This window comes from Bifidobacterium vansinderenii (genome assembly GCF_002234915.1).
GTDB lineage: Bacteria > Actinomycetota > Actinomycetes > Actinomycetales > Bifidobacteriaceae > Galliscardovia > Galliscardovia vansinderenii.
This window is the reverse complement of sequence record NZ_NEWD01000038.1, coordinates 133,269-154,256: the sequence shown is the minus strand read 5'-3', so window position 1 is coordinate 154,256 and position 20,988 is coordinate 133,269. Positions and strand designations below refer to the sequence as shown.

The window sequence follows — 20,988 nt, the reverse complement described above, 5'->3', positions numbered from 1 at the left end:
GACCTGACACCGGCAGCACTGCACGCTATGCGTCGCGCAGACTACCGGACAGGCACTATTGCTGCTGTTGTGCGGCGATGCGCTCCTTGACCTTCTGCGCGTACTCGTCCACATACTCTTGGCCGCTCATGGCCTGGATCTCGCGGGTCACGCGGTCGGTGAGCTCGCGCAGATCGTCGTGGGTGGCGTTGGGATTGCGCGTGACCGGAATCGGACGTCCGTAAATCACCTGCGTGGTGCCCTTGGCCGGGATCACCGTACCGGGCTTCTGCAGTTCCCTCGACCCGATGATCGCGGTGGGGATGATGGGGCAGCCGGTTTCGAACGCGAGTCGTGCCACGCCGGTGTGTCCCTTGTACAGGCGGCCGTCGGGGCTGCGGGTGCCTTCGATGTGGATGCCGAACAGGTGGCCGGCCTCCAGAATCTCCCTGGCATGCTCCAGCGCGCCGAGGGACTTCGAGCCGCCGGAACGGTCCACCGGGAACACACCGACCGAGGTGAACCACCACTTCTTGAACTTGCCCTTGATGCCCTTGCCTTCGAAGTACTCGGCCTTGCCCATGAAATGCACCATGCGCGGGCAGGTGAGCGGAATCAGCGCATCATCGATGACGGCGAGATGGTTCGCGGCGATGATGCCGCCGCCCTTGCGGGGAATGTTGTTCACGCCCTTGGCGCTCGGTCCAAGGCGACGACGGGCGATGGGTCCGAATCCTTTGACGAAAAACCAATACAGCACAACGACCTCCGTACCGTGAAAACGTCGGCTTCACGGCTACAGTTATACATATGACTGGCAACAAGAATAGCAACGAGAACCGATCACCCTCAAGCGATGGTCCGGACAACGCCGAGGACGCCGACGGCGCATGGGCCGAATTCATGTCGTCGCATCAGGACGAACTGAGCGATCTGGAACAGTCGCGTACCGCCCGCAAGTTCGACAAGGCCGCGCGCAAGGCAGAGAAACAGGCCCAGTTGAGTGTGGACGACCTCAAACCGGAGGCGTTCACCCGTCAGCCGGGTCCGCGTGACTTTCAGGGGCGCAGCTGGCTGGATACCGACGACGTCATGGACGGCGAATCGACGTTCACTCCCCCAAACCCTTCGATCGGAAACGTCCGCAAGTCCACGATGCTGTTCGTCGTCCTGCTGGTGATCGGCGTAGGCGCGCTTACGGTTTCCATCCTTATTCCGGCGTTGTCCGCATGGTTGGGCACGGTGGGCGGCGTGATGACGCTTATCGGTGCCGCCGGCATGTTCTTCCAGCACAAGGGTCATACGGAAACGCGCACCGACGTCTTTGACGACGGTGCGCGAGTATAGCAATCGGTATTCCGGTATCTGCGATCAGGCGGTGACGGAACGCAGAGCGAGGTCGGCGGCGCCGATCATGCCTGCGTCTCCACCGGCGGTGGCCGGCAGAATCTGCGCATGTTCACGATATGCCGCGGCCTGCAGGAAGCGGATGTAGTTGTAGCGCGCGGGCTCGAGCAGGATGTCGCCGACGGACACCACGCCGCCGCCGATCACGAAGACGTCGGGATCGATCACCGCGGCGATGGCGGCCATGGTGCGGCCCAGCCACTCGCCGATCTTGCCGAAGGCGTACAGAGCCAGTTCATCGCCTTCCTGCGCGGCCTGGGAGACCATCTTGCCTTCCAGCGCGTGCACGTCTCCCCCGCACAGCTCGAGCAGACGGTCGGCCTTCTGCGGCATACGGCGGATGCCAGCACGGGCGAAACGCTCCAGAGCGTTGCCGGACGTATAGCGCTCGGCGCAGCCGCGCAGACCACAGCCGCAGAAGTCGCCGTCGGACACCATGGGCAGGTGACCGAGCTCGGCGGCCATGCCGAAGGAGCCGCGGTACAGCTCGCCGTTGATGACGATGGCGCCGCCCAGACCGGTGCCCACGGTGAGCATGACCATATTGCGGCTGCCGCGTCCGGCACCGAGAATGTACTCGCCCCAGCCTGCGCAGTTGGCGTCATTCTCCACGACGACCTTGCACTTGTGATCGGTCAGTTCCTCGATGCGGTCGGCCAGCGGATAGTCGATCCACTTGGCGATGTTGGCGGAGAAGCTCATCGTACGGCGGTCGGCCTTGACGTTGCCGGCGGCGGAGATGCCCATCGTGGGGATCTCGTCGTGCAGCTTGAGAGCCTCGTTGTAGATTTCGATGATGCAGTCGTTGATGTCATCGGGATCGGTCGGCGTGGGGACGCGCCACTGGCTGAGAATCTTGTCGTTCTCGTCGCAGACCGCACCGGCAATCTTCGTTCCGCCGATATCAATGCCAAGCGTGTACATGAAAACCTCCATCATTCGGCCATGCCGGGAGAACACTCATCGCTGATGCGTCTTCCATGATCGGCAAGGGATTAGAACGTTCAACAACACTGCAATAATAGCAATGATTTCCACGACACGCCCAAAAACCTACCAATCGGTTGGTTTATTGTATTCGTCGTTGACATCTGCCGCCAAAACGGAACGCCCCGTTCCGCATTCGCATACGGAACGGGGCGTTCTGCCTATGCATCGAGAAGACGTTCGGGATCGAGATCCCGGCGTCCTCGCGTCGATCTCACTCGGCCTTGGCCTTGGCTGCGGCAATCCAGCGATCAAGCAGCTCGGCGGCCTTGCCGGAATCCACCGTTTCGGCGGCAATATCATAGGCCGCCTTGAACCGCTCGGCGAGCGTGCCATCCGGGTTCGGCAGCAGGCTGTGATCGGCCACGATGGCGGAGGCCGCGTTCAGCAGCGCGGTGGTGCGGAACGGAAGATCCTTGCCGTCCAGGAAGTCCTTCATGGCCTGCGCATTGTATTCAGGCTCGCCGCCACGAAGATCAGCCACGGCGATGCGTGCCAGACCAAGCTCGACGGTGGGATCGAATTCGGTCTCCGTCACCTTGCCGTCACGGATCTCCCAGATGCTCACGGGACCGGTGGGAGCCATTTCGTCCAATCCTTCGGACGAGGTGTAGACCATTCCGTCCTGCCCACGGCTCGCGTACACCTGGGCCATGATCGGGCTCATCGCACGCTTGGCGCAACCGATGGCGACATGCTTGGGGTTGGCCGGATTGGTCAGGGGTCCAAGCACATTGAACACGCAGGGAACGCCCAGCGCGGCGCGGATCGGTCCGACAAAGCGCATGGCCGGATGGAACGTCTTGGCGAAGGCGAAGGTGATACCGACCTCATCGGCGACCTGGCCGACGGCCTCCGGGGCGAGATCCAGCGGAAGACCGAGCTGCTCGAGGCAGTCGGCGGCACCGCACTTGCTCGAGGCGGCGCGATTGCCGTGCTTGACGATCTTCACTCCCGCGGCGGCGGCCACCACGGATCCCATGGTCGACAGATTCACCGTGGACGCACCGTCACCACCGGTGCCGACGATGTCGGTCGTCTCGCCCTGCACCTGCAGGGGAACGGCGTGGGAGACCATGGCCTTGGCTGCGCCCGCCACCTCCTCGCTGGTGAGGCCGAGCTGCTGCTGGGTGGCCAGAACCGCGCCGACGGCTGCCGGATTGGCCTTGCCCTGCATAAGATCATCGACGTACCACTCACTTTCCTCGGCGCTCAGATGCTCGCCCCCAACGAGCTTGGTCAGGATCGCTTTCCATGTGAATGGTTCGGACATGACTATTCCTCCTTGGCACATATCGCGCCTTGTACAAATTCCGTTGTCATTCTAACGGGTGCATGTTGCGGGTACTAGCACCGCCGCGAAGGAGTCCATTATGCGAAAAGAGGTCCTCCACATGATGTGGAGGACCTCTTCTTGGTCATCGCCCGCGCCGAATCATCGGTCTGGGCGCGGACGCAATGTCATGGTCACTTCTCGTTCTTGCCATGGCAAAGCTTGTACTTCTTGCCGGAACCGCAGGGGCAGGGCGCGTTGCGAGGCGTTCCGGGCCAAGTACGGCCGTCGGATTCCGGGGCATGCGCCTCATCGCTCTTGGGGCGCTTGGAAACAGGGACCTTGGCGTCGGCGTGGCTGATCGGCTTGGGGCCGGTCACGCTGCCCATCTCGGTCTTCACCGGCTCCTCGGCCGCGGGAGCGGACTCCTCGGCTTCGGCGACCTCGGCCTCCTCGGCGTCCTCGTCGACCGTTTCCGGTTCGGCGGGGGCGCTGGTCTCGACCTCGTCCGCGGTCACGGTCTCGGTGTCTCCGTCGGCCTGCTTGGTGGCCTCGGCGACGGCCTGGTCCTCGTCGGCGTTGCTGTTCGGATCCTCGGTGCGCGCGTACTGCTGGATGTCCAGGTGGAACAGCAGGCGGATGGACTCCTCCTTGATGCCCTCGACCATGGAGTTGTACATCTGGTAGCCCTCGCGCTGGTATTCGGTCAGCGGGTCGCGCTGGCCCATGCCGCGCAGGCCGATGCCGTCCTTGAGGTAGTCCATCTCGTACAGGTGCTCGCGCCACTTGCGGTCGAGCACGGCGAGCACCACGCGACGCTCGAGCTGGCGCATGCCGTCCGCTCCGGCGATCTTCTCGAGCTCGGCGTACTTGGACGTGGCGTCCTCGACGATCAGCTCGTGCAGCTTCTCGACGGCCTTCTCGGACTTGAGACCCTCGATGGCCTTCTCGCCGTCCTCGACGTCCAGGCCGATCGGGTAGATCTGGCCCAGGGCCTTCCACAGTCCCTTGAGATCCCAGTCGGCGGGCTTGTCGCTGCCCTGTGCGGCGCCCTTGATGTACGAGGAGACCGTGTCGGACAGGAAGCGCTTGATGTCCTCGCTGATGTCCTCGCCCTTGAGCACCGCCTGGCGTTCGGCGTAGACGACGGTGCGCTGCTTGTTCATCACGTCGTCGTACTTGAGCACGTTCTTGCGGATCTCGAAGTTGCGCGACTCGACGGCCTTCTGCGCGTTGCGCACGCCCTTCGACACGCTCTTGGCCTCGATCGGCTCGCCGGTGGGCATGCCCTTGGCCATCACGCGGGCCACGAGCTGCGTGTTGAACAGACGCATGAGGTTGTCCTCGAGCGACAGGTAGAAGCGGGACTCGCCCGGGTCTCCCTGACGGCCGGAACGACCGCGCAGCTGGTTGTCGATACGACGGGACTCGTGACGTTCGGTGCCCAGCACGTACAGGCCGCCGAGCTTCTTGACCTCCTCGTGCTCGTCCTTGACCTGCGCCTTGACGGCAGCCAGGGTCTCGGGCCACAGGCGCTCGTAGTCCTCGGGGGTGTCCTCCGGGGAGTAGCCCTGCTTCTTGAGCTCCTGATCGGCGAGGAACTCGACGTTACCGCCGAGCATGATGTCGGTGCCTCGACCGGCCATGTTGGTGGCCACGGTCACGGCGCCCTTGCGGCCGGCCACGGCCACGACCGCGGCCTCGCGCGCATGCTGCTTGGCGTTAAGCACCTGATGCGGGATGCCGGCCACGTCGAGCAGCGAGGAGACCACCTCGGAGGATTCCACGGACGCGGTGCCCAGCAGCACCGGCTGGCCCTTGGCGTGCCTCTTGGCCACGTCCTTGACGATGGCGGCCAGCTTCTCCTTCTTGGTGCGGTAGATCAGATCGTCCTTGTCCTGACGGATCATCGGACGGTTCGTCGGGATCGGCAGCACGCCCAGCTTGTACGTGTTCATGAACTCGGCGGCCTCGGTCTCGGCCGTACCGGTCATGCCCGCGAGCTTGTCGTACATGCGGAAGTAGTTCTGCAGGGTGATCGTGGCGAAGGTCTGATTCTCGGCCTTGATCTCCACGCCCTCCTTGGCCTCGATGGCCTGGTGCAGGCCCTCGTTGTAGCGGCGGCCCGGCAGCATGCGGCCCGTGTGCTCGTCGACGATGAGCACCTCGCCGCCCTGCACCACGTAGTCCTTGTCGCGCAGGAACAGCTCCTTGGCCTTGATCGCGTTGTTCAGGTAGCCGATCAGCGCGGTGTTGCTCGGCTCGTACAGGTTGTCGATGCCGAGATAGTCCTCCACCTTGGTGATGCCCGGATCGAGGATGCCGACGACCTTCTTCTTCTCGTCGACCTCGTAGTCCTCGTCGCGGTTCAGCTTCGGGACCAGCTTGGCGAACTGACGGTACCAGCGCGTCACGTCGCCCTCGGCGGGACCGGAGATGATTAACGGGGTACGGGCCTCGTCGATCAGGATGGAGTCGACCTCGTCGACGATGGCGAAATGATGCTCGCGCTGCACCAGATCGGCCTTGTCCCACGCCATGTTGTCACGCAGGTAGTCGAAGCCGAACTCGTTGTTCGTGCCGTACGTCACGTCAGCCGCGTACTGCTTGCGGCGCTCCGGCGGCTTCTGATCCGTGATGATGCAGCCGGTGGTCATGCCCAGGAAACGGAACACGCGACCCATCAGCTCGCTCTGGTAGCTGGCAAGGTAGTCGTTGACGGTGACCACATGCACGCCCTTGCCCTCTAGGGCGTTGAGATAGCTCGGCAGGGTGGCCACGAGGGTCTTGCCTTCACCGGTCTTCATCTCGGCGATGTTGCCCCAGTGCAGGGCCGCGCCGCCCATGAGCTGGACATCAAAGTGACGCATGCCGAGCGTGCGCTTGGACGCCTCACGGACCGTGGCGAACGCCTCCGGCATGATCTTGTCGAGATCCTCGCCGTTCTCGATGCGCTGCTTGAATTTGGCGGTCTGCGCCTTGAGTTCGTCGTCGGACAGCGAGGAGATCTTTTCCTCCAAGGCGTTGGTCGCTTCCGCCACTGACTGGAGTTTGCGAAGCTGTCGTCCTTCGCCTATACGCAGGATCTTGTCCAGAACTGCTACCACGAGTCGTCTCCTCAAGTTTGACGGTAAGTTGGCGGTCAGGCCCGATTATTCTTCCGTTCGGGCACAAACTGCAACCATACTACGCGATCATTCCGATTTTCACGGTTAATCCGTCCGAACATCATGGCCTGCGGCATCAAAAAACGCCCCCGGAATGGCTCCGGGGGCGTATGACGGGGGTTGAGAAGGCTTACTTGGCCTTATCGACGTTCTCCGGGGTGTCGATCTCGAAGACGCCGTAGCTCCAGCCGTGGCGGTGGTAGACGACGGACGGACGACCGGTCTCCTTGTTCACGAACAGGAAGAAGTCGTGTCCGATCAGTTCCATCTCGTACAGGGCCTCGTCGATGCTCATCGGCTCGGCGATGTGCAGCTTGCGACGGATGACGATCGGCGTGTCGCCGACCTGCACCTCGACGGATTCACCGGGACCAAGATCTCCGGCGACGGCGTCGGCCGGGCTGTTGCTCGGCTCTTCGGCGACCGGCTCCTCCGCCTGGGGCGGTTCGACCACGCCGAGATCGACGGGCTGCGGGTTGGTGTAGCCGCGGCGGTGGTCCTTGCGGCGGTCACGGGAGCGGCGCAGACGCAGGGTGAGCTTGTCCAGCGCCAGATCCAGAGCGCTGAACTCGTCGGCGCTCGAGGCCTCGGCACGCACCACGGTGCGTCCGGCGATCACGGTGATCTCCACCTTCTTGGCGGTGTCAGCCTGACGAGGGTTGCCCTCGTGGGTGACGACCACCTGGGCGCGCTGCGCGTCGGGGGCGATTGCGGTCACACGATTCATCTTGCTCTCTACGACATCACGGAAGCGCTGCTTGATCTGCGTGTGACGTCCGGTAACGACGATTTCCATGTGGACCTCCTTTATCGAGCGGCATCAGAGCCGCTGTGGACACCTAACAGCATCTTCGCGAAAGGTTGCTTTTATCTTAACCGACGATTCATGTATTTGTGGGAAATCCGCGTAACGAAAATCATCGTTTCTTTTCCCGTGTCTTCCCGGGCACGTCTGCTATGGCGACGACGGTTGTCGCAGGACATGGTATGCTTGTCCGCCGAGACCTCCTGATGGCCGCGACGGCATTTCGCCGTTGAGGAACTTCCGGGCTCCGCAGAGCACGATGGCGGATAACGTCCGCCCAGGGTGACCTGAGAGATAGCGCAACAGAGAACAGACCGCCGGCCTCGGCCGGTAAGGGTGAAACGGCGGTGTAAGAGACCACCGGGCCGCTGGTAACAGGGGCCGCATGGCAAGCCTCATCGGGAGCAAGGCCAAGCAGAAGACGTTAAGGGCTGCTCGCTCGTGTCTTCGGGTAGGCTGCTAGAGCTTGGCGGTGACGTCAAGTCGAGATGGATGGCCATCCACGTGACTGGTTCACGTGACAGAACCCGGGGTATAGGAGGTCTCATCCCCTCATTCATCGATATCGCCGTCGTTGCGGAAGATGTCGGAGGCGACCTGACGGATCAGGTCCGGAGCGTGCCCCTTCCTTCCTCCGGCCGCCCAGAAACGACGTAGACGCCGGTCCCGGTCCATGCCGGCGGTGCGACGCGCCACGACACGCCCGAGCTCATAGGCGGACTCCACAAAATCCCCGTTCTGCGCGGCTTCCGCTGCCACGCGAACGGCCAGTACACGATCCACGCCCTTTCGTGTCATCTCACGCACCGTCCCCATCTCGCCGAGATGCCTGGACAGGCAGTACCGGACCATGGAACGCGCATACTGCTCATCGTCGACAAGACCGACACGGCTCAGGCCGTCAATCACCTCGACGACCGTCTGCTCCTCGTATCCCTTGCGCCTGAGACGATCGGACAGGGCGCCCGACGAGCGCGGCGCCGCATCAAGCAGATTCAGTGCCGCCTCACGGCACGAATCGACGTCTCGTGGGTCGTCCGGCCCCTCACCGAACGACCCACGAGATCCAAATCCTCCCCGACGCGGCATGGTCCGTTCGCGACGATCGGCGCGAACGGACCTCTCATCCCGTTCCCCGTGGCGAGATCGAACGCCGCCGAATCCCTCGGTGGCGTCATCAGGCTCGGTGTTTTGCAGTCGTACGGGATTCGCCTGAAGGAATTCCTCCGCGGAAATCACCGTCAGGCCTTCGCCGGGGCCTTGGCGCCTGCCGCCGACTTGGCGTCGACGGGCTTGCCGGCAGGCTCCTGGGAACCGTCGGCGGGCGACTGCGCATCCGCATCCGTCGGCTGGGCATCGCGCTCATCGGGCTGCTCCACCCCGAAGGCGACCTTGACCTTGTGCTCGATCTCGTCGGTGAGGCCGGGATTGTCCTTGAGGAACTGACGGACCTTCTCCCTGCCCTGTCCGAGCTGGTCCTCATCGTAGGTGAACCAGGAGCCGGACTTCTTGACGATGCCGCTCTGCAGGGCCATGTCCAGGACGGATCCCTCCCTGGAGATGCCCTCACCGTACAGGACGTCGAATTCCGCGGACTTGAAGGGCGGGGCCATCTTGTTCTTGACCACCTTGACCTTGGTGCGGTTGCCCACCGCATCCTCGCCCGACTTGATGGTCTGAATGCGCCTGATATCCAGTCGCACGGAGGCATAGAACTTCAGCGCCTTGCCGCCGGTGGTGGTCTCCGGCGAACCGAAGAAGACGCCGATCTTCTCACGAAGCTGATTGATGAAGATCGCGGTGGTACCGGCCTGGGCCAGCGCACCGGTCATCTTGCGCAGAGCCTGACTCATCAGCCTTGCCTGCAGGCCCACATGACTGTCGCCCATGTCGCCCTCGATCTCCGCCTTGGGCACCAGTGCGGCCACCGAGTCGATGACGATGACGTCCAGCGCACCGGAGCGGATCAGCATGTCGGCGATCTCCAGCGCCTGTTCGCCGTTGTCCGGCTGCGACACGATCAGCGAATCGGTGTCCACGCCGAGTTTGCGGGCATATTCAGGGTCAAGGGCGTGCTCCGCATCGATGAACGCCGCCACACCGCCGTTCTTCTGTGCATTGGCCACCACGTGCAGCGCCAGCGTGGTCTTGCCCGACGATTCAGGACCATAGACCTCGACGATCCTGCCTTTCGGCAGACCGCCGATGCCCAGCGCCAGATCCAATGCCAGGGAGCCGGTGGGAATGACTTCCACATTCTGGATGGGCTTGTCGCCCAGGCGCATGGCAGAGCCCTTGCCGAAGCTCTTTTCCACCTGCGCCAACGCCGTATCAAGAGCCGCCTGCCGCCGCGCTGCCAGCTGGTCGGCCGAATCCTTCTTGGTCTGCTGTGCCATCAATGTCTCCTTGCAACGTTTTCCTACTGCCCCGTCACCGTACGCATGGAAAAGACGACAACGCCAGTCATGCCGATGATGTGAACAAACAGAACCCCCTCATGATGCATTCAGACGATCAGATTCCATTCCTGACCGACATGTAGGGCGCACTGCTGCTCGGCAGCCACTCTCATGAGTATAGCGAACATTTGTTCGAAAATCGTGCGACACTCCAAAAATTTCGGAATCGATAGGCGATCGTCGCCCATACGTCTTCAGAAGCGACCATCCGCCGGCATCGGCGGCGCATTATGATCCCTCCCCCATCTACGGGAATCGGGGATGTCCATCTGATCGCACAGCACGTTCCACACCACGCGCGGCTGGATGCCGGCGGCCAGCGCCTCAACCGAGGTCATCGAATCAAGTGCGGTCAGACTTTGATCGCGGGACAGGCTTCGGCCATACGACCGGCCGAAGACCTCGTCCACCAACTGCCAGAATTCACGTTCCCTCATACCGGACGAATCTAGTTGCGGGCCTCCACCTCGCGCACGCGATCAGCGACCATCATCAGCATGTCGCTCAGTCGCACGCCGAGCGCCTGGGTGATCGACACCAGCAGTTCGGAGCTGGCCTCCTTCTGGCCACGCTCCACCTCGGAAAGATAGCCGAGGGAAACGCCGGCCTTGCCGCTCACCTCACGCAACGTCTTGTGGTCCTTGGTGCGCAGCGAACGCAGCACCTCGCCGATGACCTTGCGCAGCGAGATCTGTCCGTCCTCGCTCGCCACCACGCGGGTGCGCTCGGCGTCGTTCGTCTTGTCGGCGAACCCGTCCTCACGGTCGGCATTGGCCCACATCCTGCTCAGGGCGGCCTGGCGGTCATCCTTGGCCTTTTTGGCCGCACGGGCGCGCAGGATCTGCTGCTGGGCGAAGGCCACCGCACGCCGTTGCGCCGGAGTGAGGTTCTTCGCCATGGCCTTGCCGTCGGGAACGGCGACGGCGGAACGTTCCGCGGAACGCATCTTGACGTCGTTTTCGTATCGTGTTGCCGTAGTCGTCATATCCACTCCTTAAAGTCCAACCCGTTTCTCGAAATTCTCTACCTAAAGCAACCGGCCATGGGACGAGATATTCCATTTTTGGTAGAAAATGTCAATAAATGTGACTCAATTCACATGGATGGTCGACAGGTCTCCACTTTGTGGACGTGGATGTCAGTCAGCCAAGCAGCAGGTTCAGATGCTTCAGCACCGCTTCGACAGTACCCAGCCGCACCTGTTCGCGAGTGCCCGACAGATGCAGCTCCCGGGCTTCGACGACGTCATCGTTCCGCCTGTCGTCATAAGGAAGACTGATGCCGATGTAAACCAGACCGGCGGGCTTGTCTCCGTCGGGACCGGGCCCGGCGACACCGGTGGTCGACAGTCCGACCACACGACCCCGATATTCGGGCATGGTGGAATACAGTCGTGCCGTGGAACGCGCCATCTGCATGGCCACCTGCGGATGCACCGCACCTTCGCGATCGAGCAGATTCCCGTCGACGCCGAGAATGCCTGCCTTGGCATGGATGTCGTAGGTGACCGCGGATCCCAGAAAGACCTTGGATGCGCCGGGGATGCGCACGAACGCGTCGGCCAGCAGCCCGCCTGTCAGCGACTCCGCGGCGGCGATACGCCAGCAACGCTCTTCGCAGATGCGAAGAGCCCGGGCGGCAAGATCGTCCCTTCGCGCCCGGGCCTCGGCGTCATCGAACGCGGTCATCGGGCGTCCTTGGAATCGGCGGACGCCGTCGGCCTGGCGAACACGCCCTTGAGATATTCGTATCCTGAGTACAGGCACAGCACCAGCGCGACGACCAACAGCGCATAGGCCAGCAGGTAGTACCAGCGCACCCATCCCGTGTAGACGCCGTTCGCGCCGGCGTTCGCACCGGCCAGCGACCACATGGGCACCATGTAGAACGACAGGGCGATGGACTGGAACACGGTCTTGAGCTTGCCGGGCCATGCCGCCGCGATCACCTTGCCGCCGGTGTCGATCACGAAGAAGCGCATCACGGTGATGCCGATCTCACGCACGAGGAACAGCACGGTGATCACCCAGGCCAGCGGGAACTCCGAGAACGCGGACAGCACGATCAGCGCGGAGCACATGAGCAGCTTGTCGGCGATGGGGTCCATGAGCTTGCCCAGCTCGGTGACCTCGTTGCGGGATCTGGCGAGATAGCCGTCGATCTTGTCGGTGCTCGCCGCCACGATGAACAGCACGGCCGCCACCCAGCGCAGGGTCAGATCGTTCCGCCCCTCAGGGCCGGCCATCACGGTCAGCACGATGTAGACGAGGACGAGCACGATGCGGGCGTAGGTGACGAGATTCGCCGGCGTGTTCCATCCCACAAGCAGAGGATTCTTGGCCTTCTGCGACGCATTGTTCTTGTCTGACATCGATCACTCCTTGGCCCGTTCGCGAAAAGCCCCGTTACGAGGCATCCGTTGCCGGACCATCAACATGAAACCTTGTTTGCGATTCCCTAGGGTAGCGCATGGTATCGTACCGCCGCTCCACGGCGTCGATGGGAACGACAGCACGGTCATGGGATCACAGGCGGCGCCTCCAGGCGCCGCCGATCCGACGTTCCGTCATTCGCCCGACTGATCGCCGGCCGCGGGCTGCGAGGGCGTGATCGATGAGGTCTCGCCACGGATGAACGCCAGCACCTGGGGCAGGTCCTGAGGCTGGACGAGCACCTGGCGCGCCTTCGACCCCTCCGAGGGGCCAACCACGCCGCGGGACTCCAGCAGGTCCATGAGGCGACCGGCCTTGGCGAATCCGACGCGTAGCTTGCGCTGCAGCATGGAGGTGGAACCGAACTGGGTGGTGACCACCAGTTCCGCCGCTTGCAGCAGCACCTCCATGTCGTCTCCGATCTCCTCATCCGGTTCGAGGGCGCTCTTCTCGGCGTCCTTGGCCATCTGTTCGATGTCCTCGCGGTAGCGCGGCTTGCGCTGGGTACGCACGAAGTCGACGGCGGCGCGGATCTCGGACTCGGAGACCCACGAGCCCTGCACGCGCTTGGGCTTGGCCTCGCCCATGGGCAGGAACAGCGCGTCGCCCTGGCCGATGAGGCTTTCGGCGCCCGTGGTGTCGAGGATGACCCTCGAATCGGTGGCCGACGACGTGGCGAACGCCAGACGGGAGGGGATATTGGCCTTGATCAGACCGGTGACGACGTCGACGGACGGACGCTGCGTGGCGAGCACCAGATGCACGCCGGCGGCTCGCGCCAGCTGCGTGATGCGCTGGATGGAGCTTTCCACGTCGTTCTTCGCCACCATCATGAGGTCGGCCATCTCGTCGACGACCACGAGAATGTACGGGTACGGGGCGATCTTGCGGTTGGAGCCCTCCGGAGCGTGCACCTTGCCGGCGCGCACGGCCTCATTGAAGTCCTTGATGTGACGGAATCCGAAGTACTGGAGGTCGTCGTATCGGGAGTCCATCTCCTTGACCACCCATTCCAGCGCCTGCGCGGCCTTCTTCGGATCGGTGATGATGGGGGTGAGCAGGTGTGGGATGCCCGCATAGGCGGACAGCTCCACGCGCTTGGGATCGACCATGATCAGACGCACCTGCTCGGGGGTGGCGCGCATGACGATGGATGTGAGCATGGAGTTGATGAAGCTGGACTTGCCCGAACCCGTGGCGCCGGCCACCAGCAGATGCGGCATCTTGGTCAGATCGGCGGTAACGAAGCGGCCCTCCACGTCCTTGCCCACACCGGCGAGCATGGGGTTGTGGTCCTTGAGTGCCTCATCGCTTCGGAGTACGTCGCCAAGATGCACGATCTCGCGGTCGACGTTCGGGATCTCGATGCCGATGGCGGACTTTCCTGGAATGGGCGACAGGATGCGCACGTCGGAGCTCGCCACCGCGTAGGCGATGTTGCGGCGCAGATTGGTGACCTTCTCGACCTTGACGCCGGGGCCGAGTTCGACCTCGTACTGCGTGACCGACGGGCCGCGCAGGAATCCGACGACCTGGGCGTCCACCTTGAACTGCTGGAAGGTGGAGCGCAGTGCGGCGATCACCTTGTCGTTGGCCGGCGTACGAGCGGCGTGCGGCTTGCCGTGGGCCAGCAACTCGAGGTCGGGAAGATGGTACTCGTACCCGTCGGAGGCAGCCGGCGACGGCGCTGCCACGGATGACGGCGCCGAGGCGTTCTGCGCCGACGCGCCCGATGTCCCTTGCACGGTCGGGAACGGTTCCGACGCATGCGAGGGAGCCACGGCGTTCGCATCGGATGAGGAGACGAACGAAGCCGGAACCACGTTGGATGTTCCGGTCGGCACAGGGCTCGAAGACGCGGGGACGATGGGAGTGCCCTGGCTGAGTACGGTGGTGCCGGATGGCCCCTCCTCCCCCGTTGCAACGGGTTCGGCGACGGGATCGAGGATCGCGGTGGCCCACGGGTCGACGCCCATGGCGCGGGTCTCCGGTTCCGGCTGAGCAGTCGGCCCACCGGCGGAGGACACGGAACGCGGCGCATGCGCGGGCAGCCCATCGACGGATTCCACGGCGGTTTCCGCCTTGTCCCCGTGTGAATGCGCCGCCTTGTCGAAGGCGGTGTCCGCCGCATAGGAGTCAAGTTTGTCGTCCGACTTGTCCTTGTCGCCTCCGGAGAACAGTCGGCGCCACCACGACTTCCATGCGGGCTCGGCGACCGTCTTGTCGGACGCGTCGGCACCGTCGTGGGCGGGAACGCCGTCAGCGAGCACCAGAGTATCGTCGCCGAGCGTGACCTCGCTCGGAGAAGTCCGGGATTCCTTGCCGCGCTGCTCGGATTCGGTCTCCTTCTCGTGCTCCTCCTCCCACTGCAGACGCAGGGAGTGGCCATAGGAGGAGATGTCGGTCATCGTGATGCCGGTGATCAGCAGCAGCGACAACAACGCCACGATGACGAACAGAATGACGGAGAACGCCTTGGATAGTCCCCAGGTGAGCGGAGAGCCGAAGGCGAATCCGAGGATTCCTCCGGACCCCTGTACCATTTTCAGATTGAATTCATGGACGTTGCCGATGCGCACGGCGTCGATGATCGAACAGACCGACCACAGAAGCAGGCCCAGTCCGGCCAGCACTCTGGGGCGATTGAGGGACCGCAGCGTGGAACTGACGACGCACAGGGCCGCATACAGCAGGATCACCGGCAGCAGCACGCTCATCACGCCAAACAACGTGGCGGCGATGGCGTGGAGGAACTGGCCGATCGAACCGTTGACACGGAACCATTCGCTGGCGCAGAACAGCACGGCCGCCACCAGCAGGCCGAAGAACAGCATGGTCCGATGCCATGCCGATTCGGGCCCGCGCGTCAGGGGAGGTCTGCCCTGGGTGCCGGCGCCTTTCGAAGACGACGTTCTGCGGGAACTCGCGGATCGGCCCGAAGCCGAACGTGGGGATGATTTCTGTGCCATAGCAATGCCTGATATTACCGTCCCGTCAGGAAACGTTCGGTTCGGGTCCACGATATTCACACCATTGCGCATCACGGCAGGCTGTGATGCGCGGGGTTACCGGTCAGTCGATGTCGCCGAGATGATGCTGCACGTAGTCGTCGGCCTGTGCGTCGATCGCATCGTAGTCTCCGGCGTCGGCGTGACGAACAATGGCCAACGTGTTGTTCAGTAATGCCGGGTTGAGCGCCTGCAGCCAGTGAATGCGCGGATCGCGACCGAACCATCCCATCTGCTTGCGGGCGAGACGGCGGGTCTTCTGCGCGATGTCGGCGAACGCCTCGTCCTCGTCGAGCAGGCCATCAAGCACGTCGATCATCTGCTGGTATCCCAAGGCCCTGGCGGCGGTGGGACCGAGATGGTCGCGAAGGCGCTCGGCCTCGGCCAGGAACCCCTGATCCCGCATCGCGATCGTCCGTTCGGCGATCCGACGGTCGAGCTCCTTGCGAGGCAGATCGAGGCCGATCTGCACGGTGGGGATGACGTAACGGTACTTCGGCAGACTCGCGGAGAACGGCCTCCCGGTGATCTCGATGACCTCGAGCGCACGGATGGTGCGGCGCACGTTATGGGCGTCCATGCGAGATGCGGCCTCGGGATCCTTGGCCTTCAACTCCTCGAACAGCAGTCCTGGCCCCTCGGATTCCGCACGGCGTTCCAGTTTCGCGCGCACATCGGGATCGGTTCCGGGGAACGAGATGTCGTCGATCGCCGCCCTGGCGTACAGACCGGATCCGCCAACGAGGATCGGCCGGATCCCGCGGGACAGCAGATCATGGATGCAGCTGCGCGCCAGCTCCTGGAAACGCGCCACCGTCATGGTCTCGCTCGGCTCGATGATGTCGAGCAGGTGATGGGGCACCTGCGCCTGTTCCTCGGCCGTGGCCTTGGCCGTGCCGATGTCCATGCCGCGGTACATCTGATAGGCGTCGGCATTCACGATCTCGGCGCGCTGTCCCTGTTCGGCGAGCGCCTTGGCGAGTGCGATGGCGAGCCCGGTCTTGCCGGAGGCGGTCGGGCCGATGATGGAGACCACGCGCATGGTGTCGGGCCGCGAAGGCTCGTGCTGGGGTTCAGTGACGGACGGCATAGGTCTGGCCTGCCTTCGGATCGGGATCGGCGATGATGTAGTGGTCGGCCGCACGGGTGACCGTGGCGGTGATGAAGTCGCCGACCTGCGGCATGGGCTCTCCTTCGGGAACGCGGATGTGCGTGAGCACGCCGGTGCGTTCGCGTCCGGTGACGCGGTGGGTGTCTCCGTCGCGTCGGCCCTGGGTGGCGGCGACCATCACCTCGACGTCACGGCCTTCGAACCCCTTCATGTTCTCCGCGGTGAGCCGCTCCTGCAGTACGTGCAGACGGTCGTAACGCTCGCGGACCACCTCATGGGGCACCTGATCCATCACCGCGGCGGGCGTGCCGGGACGCGGCGAGTATTCGAAGGTGAAGGCCGAGGAGAACCGCGCCTCCTCGACCACACGCATGGTCTGTTCGAAGTCCTCGTCGGTCTCGCCGGGGAATCCGACGATGATGTCGGTGCTGATCTGCGCGTCGGGCATGGCCGCACGCACGCGTCTGAGGATGTCCATGAACTTGGCCGACCGGTAGGAGCGGCGCATGGCGCGCAGGATGCGGTCGGAGCCGGACTGCAGCGGCATGTGCAGCTGGTGCATGACGTTGGGGGTCTCGGCCATGGCCGCGATCACGTCGTCGGTGAATGCCGCCGGGTGCGGCGAGGTGAAGCGCACGCGTTCAAGCCCGTCGATCGTGCCGCAGGCGCGCAGCAGCTTGGAGAAGGCCATGCGGTCGCCCATCGAGTAGCCGTACGAGTTGACGTTCTGCCCGAGGAGCGTCACCTCCTTGGCCCCGTCGGCCACGCAGCGCTGGATCTCCTCGAGCACGTCACCGGGGCGGCGGTCGCGTTCCTTGCCTCGCACGGCCGGCACGATGCAGAACGTGCAGGTGTTGTTGCAGCCCACGGAGATCGACACCCAGGAGGAGATCCTCGACGCGCGTGACGTGGGCAGCTGGCTGGGGAAGTATTCGAGGTCCTGGGAGATCTCGACCTGTGAGCGGCCGGCGGCGCGGGCGTTGTCGAGCAGTCTGGGCAGGGAGCCGATGTTCTTGGTTCCGAACACCGCGTCCACCCAAGGGGCGCGGCTGGTGATGCGCTCGCGGTCCTTCTGGGCCATGCATCCGCCCACGGCGATCTGCATGTCGGGGCGACGGCGCTTGAGCCTGGCCCATCGGCCGATGGTGCCGTACATGCGCTCGGTGGCGTTCTCACGCACGGCGCAGGTGTTAAGCACGATCAGATCGACGTCCTCGGTCTTCACCTGTTCATCGGTGGCCTGCACGTAGCCTTCGGATTCCAGTACGCCGGCGATGCGTTCGGAATCGTGGACGTTCATCTGGCATCCGAGCGTATGCACGTAGTACACGCCCTTGCCGCGGGCCTTGGCGATGGCCCCGTTGCTCGTTCCCGTGAGCGCGGCGGCCGGTATGGGGTTGCGTTCCTCGATCGTCATCATGTCCTCGTTCATAATGCTCCATCCTACCGAGTGACTTGGAGCGCGCCGATCGGCGGCCGCAGGCCTTGTGCCGTCGATGGTCGACGGACGTCGGTTCATTTGTCGACCATCATAAAATGAACATACGTGCATCGATTTCGATGGACGAATGTAAAAAACGATGATATGATAAAACGGTAAACCCCGCCAATGATGGCAGGATCGATTAGGGAAGGAACACCAAGATATGCTCACCCAGTCCCAGCTCGCCAAGTACATGGACCACACGCTGCTCAAGGCCAACGCCACCGAGGAGATGATCGACAAGGTCGTGGCCGAGGCCATCAAGTACAACACCGCATCCGTCTGCATCAATCCCTACTGGATCCCCCGCGTGCACGCGGCGCTCGCCGGCACCGACATCGCCACCTGCACCGTGATCGGCTTCCCCCTGGGAGCTAACACCACCGAGACCAAGGTGTTCGAGACCAACGACGCCATCGACAAGGGCGCCGACGAGATCGACATGGTCATCAACATCGGCGAACTCAAGGCCGGACATGACGACGTGGTGCTCGCCGACATCACCGCCGTGGCCGAGGCCACCCACGCCAAGGGCAAGCTGCTCAAGGTGATCATCGAGACCGCGCTGCTCACCGACGACGAGAAGATCCGCGCCAGCAAGCTCACCGTGAAGGGCGGCGCCGACTTCGTCAAGACCTCCACCGGCTTCTCCACCGCCGGCGCCACCGCCCCCGACGTGAAGCTGATGCGCGAGACCGTGGGCCCCGACTTCGGCGTCAAGGCCGCCGGCGGCATCCACAACCTGGCCGACGCCTACGCCATGATCGAGGCCGGCGCCACCCGACTCGGTGTCTCCGCGTCCGTGGCCATCCTCGAAGAGGCCGCACGCCAGTAGGCATCCATCCAATCGCATAGCACCACACAACCCTTCAACGACGAAGGAAGGACAACACATGTCATACACCTACAAGCGAGTGCTGGCGATCGCGCTCGACTCCATCGGCATCGGCGAGGCGCCCGACGCGGCGCGCTTCGACGATGTCGGAGCCGACACGCTCGGCCACATCGGCAAGTTCTTCGACGGCGGACTGCATCTGCCGAACCTCGCCCGCATCGGCCTGGGCAACATTCGCGCCGACGATCCGATCATGGGCGTGCCGCCGGCCGAACCGGCCGAGGGCTGCTTCGGCAAGATGACCATCACGTCCCACGGCAACGATTCGCTCGACGGCCACTGGGAGATGATGTGTCTGCCGGTCCGCTTCGAAATGGCCACGTTCCCCGACGGGTTCCCCCAGCACATCGTCGACGATCTCGAGAAGTTCTCCGGCCGCAAGGTCATCGTCAACAAGCCGTACTCGGGCACCGAGGTGATCCACGACTACGGCGAGCAGCAGATGGCCACGGGCGACCTGATCCTGTACACCTCGGGCGACTCCGTGCTGCAGATCGCCGCGCACGAGGACGTGATCCCGATCGACGAGCTGTACCGCATCTGCGAGTACGCACGCACGCTGATCAATGGACCCGAGATCGTGATGGGGCGCGTGATCGCCCGTCCGTACGTCGGCCCGGACAAGGACCACTTCGTCCGTACGTCGAACCGTCACGACTATGGACTCGAGCCGATCAAGCCCACCGTGCTGGACTTCCTCAACGAGGCCGGATACGACGTGCTCGCCGTGGGCAAGACCAACGACATCTTCTCCGGCCACGGCATCACCAAGGGCTGGCGCAACAAGAGCAACATGGACGGCATGGACCACGTGGACGAGGCCATGGCCTCCGACTTCACCGGACTGTGCTTCACCAACCTGGTCGACTTCGACGCCATGTATGGCCATCGTCGCAACGCACAGGGCGACGGCGAGGCGCTGATGGCGTTCGACGAGCGTCTCGGCCACGTGATGGACAACATGCACGACACCGACCTGCTGCTCATCACCGCGGACCACGGCAACGACCCCACCTACAAGGGCACCGACCACACCCGCGAATTCGTGCCGATCCTGGCCTACTCCCCCGGCATGCCGAACCCCGGCACCTCGCTCGGCATCCGCGACACCGCCTCCGACATGGGCGCCACCATCCTCGACAACTTCGGCGTCAAGGGCAACGGCGAGGGTACCAGCTTCCTCTCGCAGATCAGCTGAACCGGCATCCATCGACATCGCAACGGAACACAGAGAACGTATAAGGAGACATTCATCATGGCAACACCCCACATCGAAGCCGAACCGGGCGACTACGCCGACGTCGTGCTCATGCCCGGAGACCCGCTCCGCGCCAAGTACATCGCCGAGACCTTCCTCGAGGACGTCGTGCAGGTCAACGGCGTGCGCAACTGCCTCGGATTCACCGGCACCTACAAGGGCCACCGCGTCTCCGTGCAGGCCAGCGGCATGGGCATCCCCTCGCTGTCGATCTACACCAACGAGCTCGCCACCATCTACGGCGTGAAGACCATCATCCGCGTGGGATCCTGCGGCGGCATGGCCCCCGACGTGAAGCTGCGCGACGTGCTGCTCGCATCCGGATCCACCACCGACTCCGCCGTGGTGACCAACACGTTCGGCCATGGCGTGCACTACGCGCCGCTGGCGAACTTCGAGCTGCTCGACACCGCCTACCACGTGGCCAAGGAGCAGGGCGTGGACGTGAAGGTGGGCGACATCTTCGCCGCCGACCGCTTCTACAACGACGAGCTCGACATGAAGAAGCTGGCCGACTACGGCGTGCTCGGCACCGAGATGGAGTCCGCCGGACTCTACCTGCTCGGCGCCAAGCTCGGCTTCCGCGCGCTGTCGATCCTCACCGTCTCCGATCTGATCTTCGGCGAAGGCAAGACGACCAGCGAGGAGCGTGAGAAGACGTTCAACGACATGATCACGATCGCGCTGGAAACCGCGATCGCCGACAAGTAGCACGCACGCGGAA

General features: G+C 63.7%; 18 protein-coding genes and 1 other RNA gene. 5 read left to right on the top strand and 14 right to left on the bottom strand.

Annotated elements, in window-relative coordinates; all coding sequences use genetic code 11:
- Positions 1-55: 55 nt before the first annotated feature.
- Positions 56-739 carry a lysophospholipid acyltransferase family protein gene (locus Tam10B_RS11535; protein ID WP_093961377.1) on the bottom strand — a complete coding sequence of 228 codons (684 nt, stop codon included), beginning with the start codon at positions 737-739 and terminating at the stop codon, positions 56-58.
- 50 nt (positions 740-789) lie between these two features.
- Between Tam10B_RS11535 and Tam10B_RS11530 the strand changes: the two genes are divergently transcribed.
- Entirely contained in the window at positions 790-1,326 is a 537-nt protein-coding gene (locus Tam10B_RS11530; RefSeq protein ID WP_093961376.1) for a hypothetical protein, read from the top strand.
- 24 nt (positions 1,327-1,350) lie between these two features.
- Here Tam10B_RS11530 and Tam10B_RS11525 read toward each other — a convergent pair whose 3' ends face one another.
- The 4 genes from Tam10B_RS11525 to hpf form a co-directional block, all read right to left on the bottom strand.
- Positions 1,351-2,310, bottom strand: coding sequence for an ROK family glucokinase (locus Tam10B_RS11525; protein WP_093961375.1), 960 nt, complete (start codon positions 2,308-2,310; stop codon positions 1,351-1,353).
- Positions 2,311-2,587: 277 nt separating this feature from the next.
- Positions 2,588-3,646 (bottom strand): anthranilate phosphoribosyltransferase, encoded by a 1,059-nt coding sequence (gene trpD / locus Tam10B_RS11520; protein ID WP_093961374.1) that lies wholly within the window; start codon positions 3,644-3,646, stop codon positions 2,588-2,590.
- A 194-nt stretch (positions 3,647-3,840) separates the two neighbouring features.
- Complete coding sequence (gene secA, locus Tam10B_RS11515) at positions 3,841-6,753, bottom strand: preprotein translocase subunit SecA (protein ID WP_093961373.1); 2,913 nt, start codon at positions 6,751-6,753, stop codon at positions 3,841-3,843.
- 190 nt (positions 6,754-6,943) lie between these two features.
- Positions 6,944-7,609 (bottom strand): ribosome hibernation-promoting factor, HPF/YfiA family, encoded by a 666-nt coding sequence (gene hpf / locus Tam10B_RS11510; RefSeq protein WP_093961372.1) that lies wholly within the window; start codon positions 7,607-7,609, stop codon positions 6,944-6,946.
- A 203-nt stretch (positions 7,610-7,812) separates the two neighbouring features.
- Between hpf and rnpB the strand changes: the two genes are divergently transcribed.
- An RNA gene (gene rnpB / locus Tam10B_RS11505) (RNase P RNA component class A) lies at positions 7,813-8,169 on the top strand.
- Between the two features lies 1 nt (position 8,170).
- Here the strand turns inward: rnpB and Tam10B_RS11500 are convergent.
- The 9 genes from Tam10B_RS11500 to miaB all read right to left on the bottom strand — a co-directional run bounded on the left by Tam10B_RS11500 (position 8,171) and on the right by miaB (position 18,060).
- A complete protein-coding gene (locus Tam10B_RS11500) occupies positions 8,171-8,857 on the bottom strand; it encodes a regulatory protein RecX (protein WP_198947599.1) in 687 nt (228 codons plus the stop codon).
- Positions 8,858-8,859: 2 nt separating this feature from the next.
- Positions 8,860-10,014, bottom strand: a complete 1,155-nt coding sequence (gene recA / locus Tam10B_RS11495) for a recombinase RecA (RefSeq protein ID WP_093961371.1) — start codon at positions 10,012-10,014, stop codon at positions 8,860-8,862.
- Positions 10,015-10,271: 257 nt separating this feature from the next.
- The gene (locus tag Tam10B_RS11490; RefSeq protein WP_093961370.1) at positions 10,272-10,514 is read right to left on the bottom strand and encodes a DUF3046 domain-containing protein; all 243 of its coding nucleotides are present in this window, start codon (positions 10,512-10,514) and stop codon (positions 10,272-10,274) included.
- 11 nt (positions 10,515-10,525) lie between these two features.
- Positions 10,526-11,023 carry a helix-turn-helix domain-containing protein gene (locus Tam10B_RS11485; RefSeq protein ID WP_093961440.1) on the bottom strand — a complete coding sequence of 166 codons (498 nt, stop codon included), beginning with the start codon at positions 11,021-11,023 and terminating at the stop codon, positions 10,526-10,528.
- Positions 11,024-11,219: 196 nt separating this feature from the next.
- Complete coding sequence (locus Tam10B_RS11480; protein ID WP_093961369.1) at positions 11,220-11,765, bottom strand: CinA family protein; 546 nt, start codon at positions 11,763-11,765, stop codon at positions 11,220-11,222.
- Positions 11,762-12,448 carry a CDP-diacylglycerol--glycerol-3-phosphate 3-phosphatidyltransferase gene (gene pgsA / locus Tam10B_RS11475; protein WP_093961368.1) on the bottom strand — a complete coding sequence of 229 codons (687 nt, stop codon included), beginning with the start codon at positions 12,446-12,448 and terminating at the stop codon, positions 11,762-11,764. The genes Tam10B_RS11480 and pgsA overlap by 4 nt, the downstream gene beginning before the upstream one ends.
- Before the next feature lie 195 nt (positions 12,449-12,643).
- Complete coding sequence (locus tag Tam10B_RS11470) at positions 12,644-15,478, bottom strand: FtsK/SpoIIIE family DNA translocase (protein ID WP_093961367.1); 2,835 nt, start codon at positions 15,476-15,478, stop codon at positions 12,644-12,646.
- 103 nt (positions 15,479-15,581) lie between these two features.
- Positions 15,582-16,607, bottom strand: coding sequence for a tRNA (adenosine(37)-N6)-dimethylallyltransferase MiaA (miaA, locus tag Tam10B_RS11465; protein WP_093961366.1), 1,026 nt, complete (start codon positions 16,605-16,607; stop codon positions 15,582-15,584).
- Positions 16,591-18,060 (bottom strand): tRNA (N6-isopentenyl adenosine(37)-C2)-methylthiotransferase MiaB, encoded by a 1,470-nt coding sequence (gene miaB / locus Tam10B_RS11460; protein ID WP_093961365.1) that lies wholly within the window; start codon positions 18,058-18,060, stop codon positions 16,591-16,593. The genes miaA and miaB overlap by 17 nt, the downstream gene beginning before the upstream one ends.
- Positions 18,061-18,274: 214 nt before the next feature.
- Between miaB and deoC the strand changes: the two genes are divergently transcribed.
- From deoC to deoD, 3 genes are read left to right on the top strand one after another with little or no spacing between them, the layout of a single operon-like run.
- Positions 18,275-18,946 carry a deoxyribose-phosphate aldolase gene (gene deoC, locus Tam10B_RS11455; protein WP_093961364.1) on the top strand — a complete coding sequence of 224 codons (672 nt, stop codon included), beginning with the start codon at positions 18,275-18,277 and terminating at the stop codon, positions 18,944-18,946.
- A 58-nt stretch (positions 18,947-19,004) separates the two neighbouring features.
- Entirely contained in the window at positions 19,005-20,204 is a 1,200-nt protein-coding gene (locus tag Tam10B_RS11450) for a phosphopentomutase (RefSeq protein WP_093961363.1), read from the top strand.
- Between the two features lie 57 nt (positions 20,205-20,261).
- On the top strand, positions 20,262-20,975 hold the full coding sequence (gene deoD, locus Tam10B_RS11445) for a purine-nucleoside phosphorylase (RefSeq protein WP_093961362.1): 714 nt from the start codon (positions 20,262-20,264) through the stop codon (positions 20,973-20,975).
- Positions 20,976-20,988 lie beyond the last annotated feature (13 nt).